At 68.4% G+C, this 14,978-nt stretch carries 12 protein-coding genes; 6 read left to right on the top strand and 6 right to left on the bottom strand.

The window, feature by feature from the left end:
• Positions 1-186 precede the first annotated feature (186 nt).
• Genes CFB50_RS04145 through fahA form a run of 5 tightly spaced genes read left to right on the top strand, consistent with a single transcriptional unit; the run spans position 187 to position 6,116 of the window.
• Positions 187-1,848: an FAD-dependent oxidoreductase gene (locus tag CFB50_RS04145; protein ID WP_089445017.1), complete on the top strand. Its 1,662-nt coding sequence runs from the start codon at positions 187-189 to the stop codon at positions 1,846-1,848.
• A 28-nt stretch (positions 1,849-1,876) separates the two neighbouring features.
• Entirely contained in the window at positions 1,877-2,107 is a 231-nt protein-coding gene (locus tag CFB50_RS04150) for a DUF2783 domain-containing protein (RefSeq protein ID WP_069247256.1), read from the top strand.
• Positions 2,104-3,465, top strand: a complete 1,362-nt coding sequence (locus tag CFB50_RS04155; protein ID WP_089445018.1) for an MFS transporter — start codon at positions 2,104-2,106, stop codon at positions 3,463-3,465. Before CFB50_RS04150 ends, CFB50_RS04155 begins: the two co-directional genes overlap by 4 nt.
• A gap of 15 nt (positions 3,466-3,480) precedes the next feature.
• Positions 3,481-4,815 carry a homogentisate 1,2-dioxygenase gene (gene hmgA, locus CFB50_RS04160; protein ID WP_089445019.1) on the top strand — a complete coding sequence of 445 codons (1,335 nt, stop codon included), beginning with the start codon at positions 3,481-3,483 and terminating at the stop codon, positions 4,813-4,815.
• Positions 4,812-6,116 carry a fumarylacetoacetase gene (gene fahA / locus CFB50_RS04165; RefSeq protein WP_089445020.1) on the top strand — a complete coding sequence of 435 codons (1,305 nt, stop codon included), beginning with the start codon at positions 4,812-4,814 and terminating at the stop codon, positions 6,114-6,116. Before hmgA ends, fahA begins: the two co-directional genes overlap by 4 nt.
• Before the next feature lie 214 nt (positions 6,117-6,330).
• On the opposite strand, the gene CFB50_RS04170 is transcribed toward fahA, so the two are convergent.
• The 5 genes from CFB50_RS04170 to CFB50_RS04190 form a co-directional block, all read right to left on the bottom strand.
• Positions 6,331-7,491 carry an MFS transporter gene (locus CFB50_RS04170; RefSeq protein ID WP_089445021.1) on the bottom strand — a complete coding sequence of 387 codons (1,161 nt, stop codon included), beginning with the start codon at positions 7,489-7,491 and terminating at the stop codon, positions 6,331-6,333.
• 93 nt (positions 7,492-7,584) lie between these two features.
• Complete coding sequence (locus CFB50_RS04175; protein ID WP_089445022.1) at positions 7,585-8,754, bottom strand: MFS transporter; 1,170 nt, start codon at positions 8,752-8,754, stop codon at positions 7,585-7,587.
• A gap of 234 nt (positions 8,755-8,988) precedes the next feature.
• A complete protein-coding gene (bluB, locus tag CFB50_RS04180; protein WP_089445023.1) occupies positions 8,989-9,753 on the bottom strand; it encodes a 5,6-dimethylbenzimidazole synthase in 765 nt (254 codons plus the stop codon).
• 180 nt (positions 9,754-9,933) lie between these two features.
• The gene (locus tag CFB50_RS04185; protein WP_089445024.1) at positions 9,934-10,932 is read right to left on the bottom strand and encodes a 2-hydroxyacid dehydrogenase; all 999 of its coding nucleotides are present in this window, start codon (positions 10,930-10,932) and stop codon (positions 9,934-9,936) included.
• Positions 10,933-10,962: 30 nt separating this feature from the next.
• Entirely contained in the window at positions 10,963-11,946 is a 984-nt protein-coding gene (locus CFB50_RS04190) for a LysR family transcriptional regulator (RefSeq protein ID WP_069247265.1), read from the bottom strand.
• Between the two features lie 754 nt (positions 11,947-12,700).
• On the opposite strand from CFB50_RS04190, the gene CFB50_RS04200 reads away from it, so the two are divergent.
• Positions 12,701-13,912: a pyridoxal-phosphate-dependent aminotransferase family protein gene (locus tag CFB50_RS04200; RefSeq protein ID WP_069247266.1), complete on the top strand. Its 1,212-nt coding sequence runs from the start codon at positions 12,701-12,703 to the stop codon at positions 13,910-13,912.
• Between the two features lie 27 nt (positions 13,913-13,939).
• Here the strand turns inward: CFB50_RS04200 and CFB50_RS04205 are convergent, their stop codons facing one another.
• Entirely contained in the window at positions 13,940-14,875 is a 936-nt protein-coding gene (locus CFB50_RS04205; RefSeq protein WP_089445026.1) for an AraC family transcriptional regulator, read from the bottom strand.
• Positions 14,876-14,978 lie beyond the last annotated feature (103 nt).

Consider the following 14,978-nt stretch of genomic DNA (forward strand, 5'->3'; position numbering starts at 1 on the left):
TATTGCCGATCAAGAAATGCGGCAGGCCGGCGCCGCGAAACGGCGCCGTTCACGAATCAACAGGAAGCAAGGAGCGAGACGTGGCGGTTGACAGGAATGGCACGCGGGAGAGCGGCGCGGCGCGCCGACAGGCGGCGGGCGGGATGACGGGCGAGCCGGCCCGTGCCCGGCAGGGTTGAGGAGCGGATGGCGACCATGAGCATCGATTACCAGACGCTGAAGTTCGAATACCGCCCGCGTGCGCAGGACACGACCGTTCACCCGGTGATCGTCGTCGGCGCGGGCCCGGTGGGCCTCGCGGCCGCGATCGACCTCGCGCAGCAGGGCGTGAGCGTCGTGCTGCTCGACGACGACGACACGCTGTCGACCGGCTCGCGCGCGATCTGCTTCGCGAAGCGCACGCTCGAGATCTTCGACCGGCTCGGCTGCGGCGAGCGCTTCGTCGACAAGGGGGTGAGCTGGCACGTCGGCAAGGTATTCCTGCAGGACGAGCAGCTGTACGCGTTCGACCTGCTGCCCGAGGAAGGGCATGCGCGCCCCGCGTTCATCAACCTGCAGCAGTACTACGTTGAAGGCTACCTGGCCGACCGCGCGTTCGAGCTGCCGAACATCGACATCCGCTGGAAGCACAAGGTCACGGGCATCGACCAGTCGGCCGAACACGCGGTGCTGACGATCGAAACGCCGGAAGGCGTCGCGACGCTGCGCGCGCAGTACGTGATCGCGGCGGACGGTTCGCGCAGCCCGATGCGCACGATGATGGGCCTCGAAAGCCACGGCCGCACGTTCAAGGACCGCTTCCTGATCGCCGACGTGAAGATGAAGGCGGAGTTTCCGACCGAGCGCTGGTTCTGGTTCGACCCGCCGTTCCACCCGAATCAGTCGGTGCTGCTGCATCGCCAGCCCGACAACGTATGGCGCATCGACTTCCAGCTCGGCTGGGATGCGGACCCCGTCGCCGAGAAGCAGCCGGAGCGCGTGATCCCGCGCGTGCGGGCGCTGCTCGGGCCGGACGTCGAGTTCGAGCTCGAATGGGTGAGCGTCTATACGTTCCGCTGCCAGCGGATGGCGTCGTTCCGGCACGGCCGCGTGCTGTTCGCGGGCGACTCCGCGCACGGCGTGTCGCCGTTCGGCGCGCGCGGCGCGAACAGCGGCGTGCAGGACGCCGACAACCTCGCGTGGAAGCTGAAGCTCGTGCTCGACGGCCGCTCGGCCGACAGCCTCCTCGATACGTATGCGAGCGAGCGTGAATTCGCGGCCGACGAGAACATCCGCAACTCGGCGCGCTCGACCGACTTCATCACGCCGAAGAGCCCGGTGTCGCGCGTGTTCCGCGACGCGACGCTGAAGCTTGCACGCGACTGCGAGTTCGCGCGCAAGCTCGTGAACAGCGGCCGCCTGTCGGTGCCGGCGGTGCTCGCCGATTCGCCGCTGAACACACCGGACCGCAGCGGCGACGCCTTCGCGGGCGCGATGCGGCCGGGCGCGGCAGCGGCCGATGCGCCGGTGCGTACGCAGGGCACGCCGGGCTGGCTGCTGCAGCATCTGGGCAGCGGCTTCACCGGCATGCTGTTCGGGTTGCCGGGCGATGCGGCCGCGCTCGCGCAGGCGCTCGACGGCCTCGCGCTGCCGGTTCGGCCCGTGCTCGTCGTGCCGGCCGGGCACGCGCAGCCGGTCGCGGGTGTCGTCGTCGTGGAGGACGTCGACGGCTTCGCCGCGCAACGCTACGACGCGAAGCCCGGCACGTTCTACCTGCTGCGCCCCGACCAGCACGTGTGCGCGCGCACGCGCACGCTCGACCGTCAGGCGCTGGCCGACGCACTGGCGCGCGCGACCTGCGCACGCTGAAAACGATAAAGACACCGGAGACTCCGTCATGCCCCCACTCGACACCCGCCCGCGCCTGGCCGACCCGGACGCGTTCTACGAAGCGCTGATCGACATGCATCGCGACCTGTCCGACGCCGACAGCCAGCTCGTCAACGCGAAGCTGATCCTGCTGCTCGCGAACCAGATCGGCGACGCCGACGTGCTGCGCGAAGCGATGGCGCTCGCGCGCCAGGGCGTGACGCCGCCCGTGCATCCGGCCGCCGAGGTGACGCAATGAGCGCGGCGCCGGCCGACGCGCGCGCGCTCGAAGTCGAGCGCGTGATCGACGAGACCCATCGCCCGGGCTTCCACTGGATGCTGCTCGTGCTGTGCGGGCTGTGCCTCGTGATCGACGGTTTCGATGCGCAGGCGATGGGCTACGTCGCACCGAGCGTGATCGCCGAATGGGGCGTGCCGAAACAGGCGCTGGGGCCCGTGTTCAGCGCGAGCCTGTTCGGGATGCTGCTCGGCGCGCTCGGGTTGTCGGTGCTGGCCGACCGGATCGGGCGGCGCCCGGTGCTGATCGGCTCGACGCTGTTTTTCGCCGTGACGATGCTCGCGACGCCGTTCGCGGGTTCGATCCCGGTGCTGATGGCGCTGCGCTTCGTCACGGGCCTCGGCCTCGGCTGCATCATGCCGAACGCGATGGCGCTGGTCGGCGAGTTCAGCCCCGCCGCGCATCGCGTGAAGCGGATGATGATCGTGTCGTGCGGCTTCACGCTCGGCGCGGCGATCGGCGGCTTCATCAGCGCCGCGCTGATTCCGGCGCTCGGCTGGCGGTCGGTGTTCTTCGTCGGCGGCGCGGTGCCGCTCGTGCTGACGATCGCGATGGTCGCGCGGCTGCCCGAGTCGCTGCAGTTCCTGGTGCTGAAAGGGCGCGTCGCGCAGGCACGCGAGTGGCTCGCACATTTCGCGCCGCAGGCCGGCATCGATGCGAACACGCGGCTCGTGGTGCGCGAGCGCGCCGCGACCGGCGCACCGGTCGCCGAGCTGTTCAGTCACGGCCGCCTGCCGGTCACGCTGCTGCTGTGGGCGATCAGCTTCATGAACCTGATCGATCTGTACTTCCTGTCGAACTGGCTGCCGACCGTGATGCGCGACGCCGGCTATTCGCCGGGCACGGCCGTGATCGTCGGCACGGTGCTGCAGACGGGCGGCGTGATCGGCACGCTGTCGCTCGGCTGGTTCATCGAACGTTACGGCTTCGTGCGCGTGCTGTTCGCATGCTTCGCGTGCGCGGCCGTGTCGGTGGGGCTGATCGGCTCGGTCGCGCATGCGCTGCCGTGGCTGCTGGTGGTCGTGTTCGCGGGCGGGTTCTGCGTGGTTGGCGGGCAGCCGGCCGTGAACGCGCTCGCGGGCCAGTATTACCCGACGTCGCTGCGCTCGACGGGCATCGGCTGGAGCCTCGGCATCGGCCGGATCGGCTCGGTGCTCGGGCCGCTCGTCGGTGGACAACTGATTGCGCTCAACTGGTCGAACGGTGCGCTGTTCCACGCGGCCGCGGTGCCCGTGCTGTGCTCCGCGCTGTTCGTCCTCGGGTTGGCGGGCGTAACGCGGCGCAGCGGCGCGCCGGCGCCGAACGCCGCCCTGAATTGATGGAGAAAGGAAACGATGACGCTTGACCTGTCGAAACCGGCGAACGCCGGCTACCAGAGCGGTTTCGCGAACGAGTTCGCGACCGAGGCACTGCCCGGCGCGCTGCCGCACGGCCGCAACTCGCCGCAGCGCGCGCCGTACGGGCTGTATGCGGAGCAGCTGTCGGGCACCGCGTTCACCGCGCCGCGTGGCCACAACCGCCGCTCGTGGCTGTACCGCATCCGTCCGGCGGCCGTGCACCGGCCGTTCGAGCCGTACGCAGGCCCGCAGCGGCTCGTGTCGGAATTCGGCGATTCGGCCGACGTGCCGCCGACGCCGCCGAACCAGCTGCGCTGGGATCCGCTGCCGATGCCGGTCGAGCCGACCGATTTCGTCGACGGCCTCGTGACGATGGCCGGTAACGGCTCGGCCGCCGCGATGAACGGCTGCGCGATCCATCTGTACGCGGCGAACCGCTCGATGCAGGACCGCTTCTTCTACAGCGCGGACGGCGAACTGCTGATCGTGCCGCAGCAGGGGCGCCTGTTCATCGCGACCGAATTCGGCCGGGTCGACGTCGAGCCGTTCGAGATCGCAGTGATCCCGCGTGGCGTGCGTTTTACCGTCACGCTGCCGGACGACGACGCGCGCGGCTACATCTGCGAAAACTTCGGCGCGCAACTGCGCCTGCCGGACCTCGGCCCGATCGGCTCGAACGGTCTCGCGAACCCGCGCGACTTCCTGACGCCGCAGGCCGCGTACGAAGACCGCGAAGGGGCGTTCGAACTGATCGCGAAGCTGAACGGCCGCCTGTGGCGCGCGGACATCGGTCATTCGCCGCTCGACGTCGTCGCGTGGCACGGCAACTACGCGCCGTACAAATACGACCTGCGCCTGTTCAACACGATCGGCTCGATCAGCTACGACCATCCCGATCCGTCGATCTTCCTGGTGCTGCAGTCGCAGAGCGACACGCCGGGCGTCGACACGATCGACTTCGTGATCTTCCCGCCGCGCTGGCTCGCGGCCGAGGATACGTTCCGCCCGCCCTGGTTCCACCGCAACGTCGCGAGCGAATTCATGGGGCTCGTGCACGGTGCGTACGACGCGAAGGCCGAAGGCTTCGTGCCGGGCGGCGCGAGCCTGCACAACTGCATGTCGGGCCACGGGCCCGACGCGGACACGTTCGAGAAGGCTTCCGCGAGCGACACGACGAAGCCGCACAAGGTCGACGCGACGATGGCGTTCATGTTCGAAACCCGCACGTTGATCCGGCCGACGCGCTACGCGCTCGACACCGCGCAGCTGCAGGCCGACTACTTCGAATGCTGGCAAGGCATCAAGAAACACTTCAACCCGGAGCAACGATGAGCGATACCCAAGACTGGCGCGCGACGCTCGACCCGGCCCGCAAGAGCTGGGTCGAGACGGCGAACGACGCCGCCTGCGATTTCCCGATCCAGAACCTGCCGTTCGGGATCTTCAGCGATGCGAAGCAAGCGTCGCGCCGTGCGGGCGTGGCGCTCGGCGACCAGATCGTCGATCTTGCAGCGCTCGCGCGCGCGGGCCTCGTGACGCTGCCGGCCGGCGCCGACGTGTTCGCCGCGCCGACGCTCAATGCGTTCATCGCGCTCGGCCGCGACGCGTGGCGCAGCGTGCGCGTGCAGCTGTCTGCGCTGTTCTCGCGCGACAACGCGCGGCTGCGCGACGATACGGCGCTGCGCGCGCAGGTGCTCGTCGCGCAGCGCGACGCGACGCTGCATCTGCCGGTCGAGATTCCCGGCTACACCGATTTCTATTCGTCGAAGGAGCACGCGACCAACGTCGGCTCGATGTTCCGTGATCCGAAGAATGCGCTGCTGCCGAACTGGTCGGAGATGCCGATCGGCTACAACGGCCGCGCGTCGTCGGTGGTCGTGAGCGGCACGCCGGTGCGGCGCCCGAGCGGGCAACTGAAGCTGCCCGACCAGGAGCGCCCGGTGTTCGGCGCGTGCCGCAAGCTCGACATCGAACTGGAGACGGGGTTCATCGTCGGGAAGGGCAACACGCTCGGCGAGCCGATCGCGTGCGAGGACGCGGAAGCGCACATCTTCGGGATGGTGCTGCTGAACGACTGGAGCGCGCGCGACATCCAGCAGTGGGAATACGTGCCGCTCGGGCCGTTCAATTCGAAGGGCTTCGCGACGACGATCTCGCCGTGGATCGTCACGCTCGACGCGCTCGAACCGTTCCGCGTCGCGCAGCCGGAGCAGTCGCCGCAGCCGCTCGCGTATCTGCAGCATGCGGGCAAGCATGCGTTCGACATCGCGCTGGAAGTCACGCTGCGCGCGGAGGGGGCCGCCGAGGCCACGTCGATCTGCCGCACGAACTTCAAGCACATGTACTGGACGATGGCGCAGCAGCTCGCGCATCACACGGTGGCCGGCTGCAACACGCGCGTGGGCGACCTGATGGGTTCGGGTACGATCAGCGGGCCGACGAAGGATTCGTTCGGCAGCCTGCTCGAACTGACGTGGAACGGCAAGGAGCCGGTCGTGCTGAACGGCGGCGGCAGCCGCACGTTCATCGAGGATGGCGACGAGCTGACGCTCGCCGGCTGGTGCCAGGGCGACGGCTATCGCGTCGGCTTCGGCACGTGTGCGGGCAAGATTTTGCCGGCGCGCAGCGCGTGACGGATCGCAGCGCGAAACGATACGCGTAGGTCACGTGTAGATCGCGCGTAGTCCGGAAGGACAGGGCGGCCCGCATTGCGCGGGCCGTTTTCGTTTACCGCGGGAGGGACGCGAGCGGGCCCGATGCGTATCGGTGCATGATGCTGCGCGCCAACGCCAACGCCAACGCCAACGCCAACGCCAACGCCAACGCCAACGCCAACGCCAATCTGCATCAGACCGCGCGCTGCAACGCGACGCGGCGCTCCCACAGCGCGGCCGCGACGAACGCCGCGACACAGACGACCAGCACGCCGACCAGCGCGTTGCTGCCCAGTTGTTCCATCAACGCGCCGGCGACCAGCGGGCCGCCGAAGCTCGCGGCGCTCCACGATGCCGACACGAGCGAGCTCGCGGTGACGAGCGCCGCACCGCGGAAGCGTTCGCCGCACGCGACGAGCGACAGCGTGTAGATGCTGCCGGCCGCCGCGCCGAGCACGAACAGCAACGGCCAGCAGAGCCACGGATTGGCGATCACGAACGGCAGCAGCGGCAGGCCGGCGAGCACGATCCAGCCTGCGCCGAGGTGCACGCGTTCGCGGCCGAGCTTGTCCGCGAGCCAGCCGATCGGGAACTGCATCGCAGTATCGCCGAACAGCATGATCGACGCGAGCAGCACGGCGGTGGCGCTCGCGACGCCGTGATCCATCGCGTAGAGTGGCAGCAGCGACAGCGCGAGCGTATCGAACAGCGCGAAGAAGCCGGTGCCGATGATCAGCGCGGGCATGCGCGGCAGCACGTCGAGCCAGCGGCCGTGCGCTTCGTGATGTGCGTCGTCGCTGGCGAGCGGTGCGCGCCGGATCGTCGCGAGCGTCGGCAGCGCGAGCAGGAACAGCGCGCCGCACAGCGCGAAGCGGATGCTCGTCGCCCCGGCGATCTGGCTCACGAGCGCGGGGCCCGCCATCTGGAACAGCGTGAAGTTGGTCGCGTAGATCGCGACGACGCGGCCGCGCGTCGAATCGTCGGCGAGCTGGTTGACCCACGCCTCGCCGATCGTGAACAGCAGCATCAGCGCGGCGCCGCACAGCACGCGCAGCACGCCCCACAGGATCAGGTTCGACGTGAACTGCATCAGCGCGGTGGCGGCCGCGAGCAGCACGACCGACACGACGATCGCGCGGCGCGAGCCGATGTGTCGCGCGAGCGCGGTGACGAACGGGACGATCGCGAGGCCGCCGAGGGCCTGCGCGGCCGTCAGCATGCCGACGACGTTGGTGCCGTGTCCGGCTTCGGTCAGCGCGAGTGCGGTGAGCGGCAGCGTGGCGCCGGTGCCGAGACCGACGACCGCGACGCTCAGAATGAGTGCGAGGAAATCGCGATTAAGAATGGCTTTCATCGGCGGGGATGCTACACCGCGGACCTTGAAAGGTCCATGAAGGCCATCAGGTCCGCGTGGGGTTGTGTGCGCAACGATTGCAGCAGGGTTGCTTTACACGTACTCGGTCGGCACGGTCACCGGTCGACGTTCGAGCGACGCCGACCACAGCGTGAGCGCGAGTGCTGCAACGGCCATCGCGACGCCGACCCACGGCAGGTTCACGAGCGACACGCCGGAGCCGATCGCCATCCCGCCGAGCCACGCGCCCGTCGCGTTGCCGAGGTTGAACGCGCCCTGGTTCAGCGTCGACGCGAGGTTCGGCGCGTCGCTGGCGCGGTCGACGATCAGGATCTGCAGCGGCGGCACGATCGCGAACGCGAGGATGCCCCACACGAAGATCGTCGCGAGCGCGGCGAACGGCAGGTGCATCGTGCCCGCGAACAGCGCGAGGATCACGCCGATCAGCGCGAGCGTCGCGATCAGCGACGGCATCCGCCGCCAGTCGGCGAGCTTGCCGCCGAGTGTGCCGCCGACCGTCAGCCCGAGGCCGAACAACAGCAGCACGTAAGTGACCTGGCGCGGCGAGAAGCCCGTCACGTCCTCGAGGATCGGCGTGATGTACGTGAACACGCTGAACAGGCTCGCCGAGGCGAGCACGCTGATGCCGAGCACCATCAGCACCTGCGGATGTTTCAGCACGCTGAATTCGCGCGTGATGCTGGTGTCAGGCATCGCGAGGTTCTTCGGCAGGCAGACGGCGAGCGCGGCGGCCGCGGCGATGCCGATGCCGGTGACGGCCCAGAACGTCGCGCGCCAGCCGTATGCCTGGCCGAGCGCGGTGCCGAGCGGCACGCCGAGCACGTTCGCGAGCGTGAGGCCGGTGAACATCAGTGCGATCGCCTGCGCGCGACGGTTCGGCGCGACGAGGTTGCTCGCGACCACCGAGCCGATCCCGAAGAACGCGCCGTGGCAGAACGCGGTGACGACGCGCGCGGCCATCAGCACCGCATAGCCCGGTGCGATCGCGCAGAACAGGTTGCCCGCGATGAACAGCCCGATCAGGCCCATCAGCGCGCGCTTGCGCGGCATCTTCGCGGTGACGATCGCGAGGATCGGCGCACCGATCGTCACGCCGAGCGCATAGCCCGACACGAGCATGCCGGCGGCCGGGATCGACACGCCGAGATCGCGCGCGACATTGGGCAGCAGCCCCATGATCACGAACTCGGTGGTACCGATTCCAAATGCGGCGACGGCGAGGGCGAAAAGAGGTAAGGGCATCGCGGTGGGCTCGGGAAAAGCCGCCGCTCGGGCTGGCGCAGGATGCGCGGGACAGGCGGACGGTAAGGCGAACGACAGCCGCGATTCTACTTCAGTGAAAACCCCTATGCTTGGGGCCAAAACGGTTGTTGCCGGCGTGCGACGGGATGGCCCGTGTGGTGCTCACAGTGTGGGATTGAGCGGGTTTTGCGGCGGTGAAATTGCGGGGGGCGGAACGATGACGGCGGGGGCTCGTCAGGCGATGCGTTCGGGGGACCCGCCGACGCTCGTGGTCGAAGCGCTTGCCGAGTTGGCCCCAGTTTCCGTTGCCGCGTCCGCCACGTCGGCGGGAGACGAAGGCGAGCCGGCGGCGTCGATCGCGGCCGGATCGTCCCAGCCGTTTTCGAACAGGCACGCTTCGATCGGCATCCGCGCCGCCCAACGCTCCTGCTCAAGCATCGGCTTTGCATAGAACGCGTCGACGTGCCCGACGCACAGCACGGCGATCGGCTTCGCGCCGTCGGGCATCCGCAGCAGCGTGCGCAGCGCATCGACGTCGAACAGCGACACCCAGCCCATCCCGAGCCCTTCGGCGCGGGCCGCGAGCCACATGTTCTGGATCGCGCAAGCCGCGGACGCGAGATCCATCTCCGGCAGCGTGCGACGGCCGAACACGTGGCGCTCGCGGCCGTCGGCGAGCGCGACGACCAGCAGCTCGCCGCATTCCCGCACACCCTCGACTTTCAGCCGCATGAATTCGTCCTGGCGCTCACCGAGCGCGTCGGCGGTTGCACGGCGCTCGGCCTCGACCAGCGCGTGGATCGCGGTGCGCAGCGCCGGATCGGTGATGCGGATGAAGCGCCACGGCTGCATGAAGCCGACGCTCGGCGCGTGATGCGCCGCGCGCAGCAGGCGCGCGAGCATGGCAGGATCGACGGGCGCCGGCGTGAAGTGACGCATGTCGCGCCGTTCGAAAATGGCGCGGTAGACGGCGGCGATGTCGGAGTCGTCGAAACGCATGGACGGGAGAGGGCGGGATAACGTCGGCGCAACGATAGCAGACGGCGCGCGAGCCGCGTTACATCATTTGAAACAAAGCGCGAAATTGTTGATGCAAAAGGTCGTGTTTTCAGCGCTGATCAAAAGCAAACGATTGCGATATCGCTTGCAACCGTGAAACCAGCCGGTTTGGTCGATTTCTCAGCGATTCGCCGTCACGACGTTCTGCGGCGTGCCCGCATGCCACGCCTCGATGTTCAACAGGGTGGTGTGCGCGATTTCGGCGAGCGCCTCGCGCGTGAAGAATGCCTGGTGCGACGTGACGATCACGTTCGGGAACGTCAGCAGCCGCGCGAGCACGTCGTCCTGCAGCGGCAGGTCGGAGTGATCCTCGAAGAAGAGCCCGCTTTCCTCTTCGTACACGTCGAGCCCGAGATGGCCGAGCTGGCCGCTTTTGAGCGCGTCGACCAGCGCCTGCGCATCGACGAGGCCGCCGCGCCCGGTGTTGATCAGCATCGCGCCGTGCTTCATCCGCGCGAGCGTCCGTTCGTTGATCAGATGGTGCGTCGACGGCAGCAGCGGGCAATGCAGGCTGACGATGTCGGCGTCGTGCAGCAACGCGTCGAGCGCGACATAGCGCGCGCCGAACGCGATCAGCTCGTCGTTGTACGGCGGCACCGAGTGCGCGAGCACATGCATCCCGAAGCCCATCATGATCTTCGCGAACACGCTGCCGATGATGCCGGTGCCGATCACACCGACGGTCTTGCCGTGCAGGTCGAAGCCGAGCAGGCCGTTCAGCGAGAAGTCGCCTTCGCGGGTGCGCGCGACGGCGCGCGGCAGGCGGCGGTTGAGGGCGAGGATCAGTGCGACCGCGTGCTCGGCCACCGCGTGCGGTGAATAGGCGGGCACGCGCACGACCGTGATGCCGAGCCGCTCGGCGGCGGCCAGGTCGACGTGGTTGAAGCCCGCCGAGCGCAGCGCGATCAGGCGCGTGCCGCCGTCCGCCAGCCGTTCGAGGACGGCCGCGTCGACGGTGTCGTTGACGAACGGGCAGACGACGTCATAGCCATGCGCGAGGATCGCGGTTTCCGCGTCGAGGTGCGACGGCTGGAAGTGCAGCCGATAGCCGAACTGCCGGTTGGCGGCGGCAAACGAATCGTCGTCGTACTGCCGGCTGCTGAACAGGATCACGCGCACGCTGCACCTCCGAAGGCTGACGCGCGCAGTTTACTGCAGCCCCGTGACGATGTCGGAGCGGTCGGGGCCGCGCGACGGCCGCAGGAAGCCGTAATCGGTGCGTTCGCGGGCCGGCTGCGCGCTGAAGTGATCGAGCGCGTGCTCGACGAAGCTGCGCGTGCGCGCCGGCACGTACTGGCGATTCGGGTAGACGAGCGACAGCTGCGTGTCGGGATCGTCGATCCGGTAGCCGGCCATCAGCCGCACGAGCGTGCCGCTGGCGAGCGCGCTGGCGACGCACGGCTCGGGCAGCACCGCGATGCCCGCGCCGGCCACGGCGGCCGCGTGGACGAGCGCGAGCTGATTGACCGTGCAGGCCGGGCGCACTGTGACGGAATGCGCGACGCCGTCGTGGCCGACCAGTTGCCACGTGGGCGCATGCTGATGCGGCGCGAGCGTGACCCAGTCGTGGCCCGGCAGGTCGTCGGGCAGGCGCGGCTCGCCGCGTCGCTCGAGATAGGCCGGCGCCGCGACCGCGACGAACGGGTTGGGCGCAAGGGCGTGGCCGATCAGCGTCGGATTGCCGTCGAGCCGGTTGCCCGTGACGATGCCGACGTCGTACCCGGAATCGAGCACGTCGAGCGGCCCCTCGGCGACGGTCAGCTGCACGCGCAACTCCGGGTAGCGGTGCCGGAAGCTGCTGACGAGCGGCGTCAGCGCAAGCGGCGACAGCAGGCCCGACGCGACGACGCGCAGCGTGCCGGCCGGCTCGCGCACGGCATGCGCGACGGACGATTCGAGGTGGTCGAATTCCTCGAGCAGCGCCCGGCACCCGTCGAGGTAGCGCACGCCGGCCTCGGTGAGCGACAGATTCCGCGTGGTGCGGTGGATCAGCCGGGTGTTCAGGTGGCCCTCGAGCATCGCGATCGAACGCGTGACGAGTGCATTGGACACACCGAGATGGTGCGCCGCGCGCCGGAAGCTCTGTTGCTCGGCGACGCAGACGAATACACGCATGGTCTGAATCTGGTTCATGGCTTGCGTATTTCTGGCCCGGTTGATTGATTATGGTTTGGTTTTACGCCGCGCAGCTCGAAAGCGCATCGCGCGGCCCTCGGTTTTTGCATCGTATCGAAAAATCGTTTTCTTCGATTCCGCAGACGATTGTTCAATACAGAGCGATATCCGTCAACCTGAGAAAATGGGCGGGTTGCGGAAAATCGAAATCGGGAGTAACGCGTTAAACGTAGTGCTGTCTCGCATGCCGGCCGTTCAAAGGTGGCACGGTATTCGAATAAGCATGTTTGGTTCGAATGTTTTGTATTTAAATCAGAGGGTTGTGAGATATTTGCGTGGGTTTGTTCAGGTATTGCCAGGAAGCGTTCCCCAATTCATGCCGCAGTAGTGGATGTTTTTCTGCCGTGTGGGGGTTTAGCGTATCTGATTCCGCGCGGCGATTTTCATCACGGATCCGGTCTATTTCAATCGATACGGAAGTCGCGCTGAAGCGGCGATGTCGACGAAGCGCGGTGTTATTGACGGAGAAAATCGTGCGCTTGACGCACGAGTGGAACCGTTTCACAACCTGGCCGGCAATCCATTTCCAATCCGGATGACCGGCGTGCGACCCGCGCACGGCTGGCTGGCCCGGTCGCCGGACCGGGCCACCGTCGCGCTGTCCGGCCGCGCGTGCCTCTTGCGCGAGGCGGCGGAACGCGGAATGATCGATCAGTTCGCCATGCAGCGCGGCGGGCGTCCGTGCACTTCCTTTCCTCACCTTTTACCAGCCATGTCCATCGATTACTCGCCGATTCCCTGTCCCGTCGTCGTGCCGCTCGACGCGATCCTGCCCGAAGAACCGCTGCTGATGATGGGGGCCGGCCCGGTCCCGATCCCGGCCGCCGTCGCGAAGGCGAACACGATCGTGATCAACCACCTCGGCGCGACGATGGCGAAGATCATCGAGCAGGTGAAGGAGATGGCGCGCTACGTGTTCCAGACCCGCACGAAGTGGGTGCTCGGCGTCGCGGGCCCCGGTTCGGCCGCGATGGAGATGGCGATCTCGAACCTCGCGTGGCGCGGCACGCGCGTGCTGTCGATCCGCAACGGCTTCTTCAGCGCGCGGATGGCCGAGATGGCCACGCGCGTCGGCGCCGACGTCGCGACGCTCGAAGTGGCCGACCGCGCGGTCGCCGGCCTCGACGAGATCGCGGACGCGATCGCGCGCGAGCGGCCCGAGATCGTCACGATCGTGCAGGGCGAGACGTCGAACACCGTATGGAACCGCGACTTGCGCGACATCGCGGCGCTCGCGAAGGCGGCCGGCGCGCTGGTCGTGGTCGACGCGGTGTGCACGCTGTCGACGATGCCGCTCGAGATGGACGCGTGGGGCATCGACGCGGTGATCACCGGTGGCCAGAAAGGGCTGTCGTCGATCCCGGGCGTGTCGCTGATCGCGTTCTCCGATGCCGCATGGGACCGCATGAAGCATCGCCCCGAACCGAACGCGCACTGGTGCCTCGACATGGCGCTCGCCGAGAACTTCTGGCACAACGCCGGCTATCACTACACGGCGCCCGTGTCCGGCGTGCTCGCGCTGCACGAAGCGCTGCGCCTCGTCTGCGCGGAGACGCTCGAAAGCCGCTTCGCGCGCCACCTGCGCTGCTCGCTCGCGCTGCAGGCGGGCGTCGAGTCGATGGGGCTCAAGCTCTATGCGCCGAAGGACTGCCGGCTCAATTCAGTGGTCGGGATCGAGACGCCGGAAGGGCTCACGCCGGGGATGGTCTGCGGCCATATCTCGAAGCAGTACCAGGTCGAGATTTCGGGCTCGTTCGGCTTGCCGATCGTACGGATCGGGCAGATGGGCGAGCAGTGCCGCGAACACAACCTGTTCCGCACGCTGCATGCGTTCGGCCGCACGATGGTCGACCTGAAGGTGCCGGTCGACCTGCCGGCCGGCGTCGCGGCGCTCGAACAGGAACTCTCGCGGCGCGGCGCGTAAGCGGGGAAACGACGAAAGGGGCCGCGCTCAGCGGCCCTGCATCGCGCGCCGGTACGTATTCGGCGTCGTGCCGTGTGCGTCGCGGAAGCGATGGCTGAAGTGGCCGGCGTTCGCATAGCCGCAGTCGGCCGCGATCTGCGCGAGCGGCAGCGCCGTCGTGCGCAGCAGCTCGCGTGCCCGCGCCAGCCGTTGCTCGGCCACCCACGCGTGCGGCGCGCGGCCGAACGACAGCCGGAACATCCGCGAGAAGTGGTATTCGGATAGCGCGGCGACGTCGGCGAGTTCGCCGAGCGTCAGCGGTTGCGTCAGGTACGTGTCGATGTAGTCGCGCACGCGGCGACGCACGGCCGGCGCGAGCCCGCCGCGGAACGACGTGTCGGTGCGGGTCGTGCTCTGCCCGCGCAGCAGCAGGCTCAGCACCTCGTGCGCGGTCTCGTTCACGCGCAGCCGTTCGTCGGCATCGTCCCAGCCGTCCAGCGCGAGCGAGCGCAGCAGCGTGGCGACGCGCGCATCCTCGAAGTAAGTGCGGTCGGCGAGCTTCAGCTCGCGCGGCTCGCGGTCGAGTTCGCGGATCGCGCGCTGCGTGAAGTGCTCGGGCAGGAAATACAGATGGATGAAGTGCATCTCGCCGCGCACCCACCAGCGCGATTCATGGTCACCCGGCAGCGCGCACAGCAGGCTCGGCGCGCCGTAGCGCGGCACGCGCTGGCGTTCGGTCCGGTAGCCGCCGTCGAGGTAGCACGACAGCGTGTGGTGGCCCGGCTGCTCGTAGACCGTCTCGCTTTCGTCGGTGATCCGCGTCCATTCGGCGATCGCCAGATGGTCGCCGAGCCACGCGAAGCGCTCGAGCGTCGCGTTCGCGTCCGCGAGCGTGCGGCAGACCGACTGCAGGCCGAACGGCAGATCGCCGCCAGCCAGGGCGGTGGGGTGGTCGACGGGGGGCGCGGAAAGGGAGAGGCTCATGATGGGCCGAGTATAAGCGGGCGCACGGCGCCGCGTGCGGCGGCCCGAAAAAGACCGCAATTCCGGACAATCGGCGCGCGCCGGGCGGCGGCATAGTCGGGAT

The sequence above is a fragment of the Burkholderia sp. AU33423 genome, assembly GCF_002223135.1.
Taxonomy (GTDB): domain Bacteria; phylum Pseudomonadota; class Gammaproteobacteria; order Burkholderiales; family Burkholderiaceae; genus Burkholderia; species Burkholderia lata_D.

Bases quoted from the DNA above. Each gene is read 5' to 3' on its own strand.
- CFB50_RS04145 (WP_089445017.1), top strand. From the start codon at position 187: ATGGCGACCATGAGCATCGATTACCAGACGCTGAAGTTCGAATACCGC.
- CFB50_RS04150 (WP_069247256.1), top strand. From the start codon at position 1,877: ATGCCCCCACTCGACACCCGCCCGCGCCTGGCCGACCCGGACGCGTTC.
- CFB50_RS04155 (WP_089445018.1), top strand. From the start codon at position 2,104: ATGAGCGCGGCGCCGGCCGACGCGCGCGCGCTCGAAGTCGAGCGCGTG.
- hmgA (WP_089445019.1), top strand. From the start codon at position 3,481: ATGACGCTTGACCTGTCGAAACCGGCGAACGCCGGCTACCAGAGCGGT.
- fahA (WP_089445020.1), top strand. From the start codon at position 4,812: ATGAGCGATACCCAAGACTGGCGCGCGACGCTCGACCCGGCCCGCAAG.
- CFB50_RS04170 (WP_089445021.1), bottom strand. From the start codon at position 7,491: ATGAAAGCCATTCTTAATCGCGATTTCCTCGCACTCATTCTGAGCGTC.
- CFB50_RS04175 (WP_089445022.1), bottom strand. From the start codon at position 8,754: ATGCCCTTACCTCTTTTCGCCCTCGCCGTCGCCGCATTTGGAATCGGT.
- bluB (WP_089445023.1), bottom strand. From the start codon at position 9,753: ATGCGTTTCGACGACTCCGACATCGCCGCCGTCTACCGCGCCATTTTC.
- CFB50_RS04190 (WP_069247265.1), bottom strand. From the start codon at position 11,946: ATGAACCAGATTCAGACCATGCGTGTATTCGTCTGCGTCGCCGAGCAA.
- CFB50_RS04200 (WP_069247266.1), top strand. From the start codon at position 12,701: ATGTCCATCGATTACTCGCCGATTCCCTGTCCCGTCGTCGTGCCGCTC.
- CFB50_RS04205 (WP_089445026.1), bottom strand. From the start codon at position 14,875: ATGAGCCTCTCCCTTTCCGCGCCCCCCGTCGACCACCCCACCGCCCTG.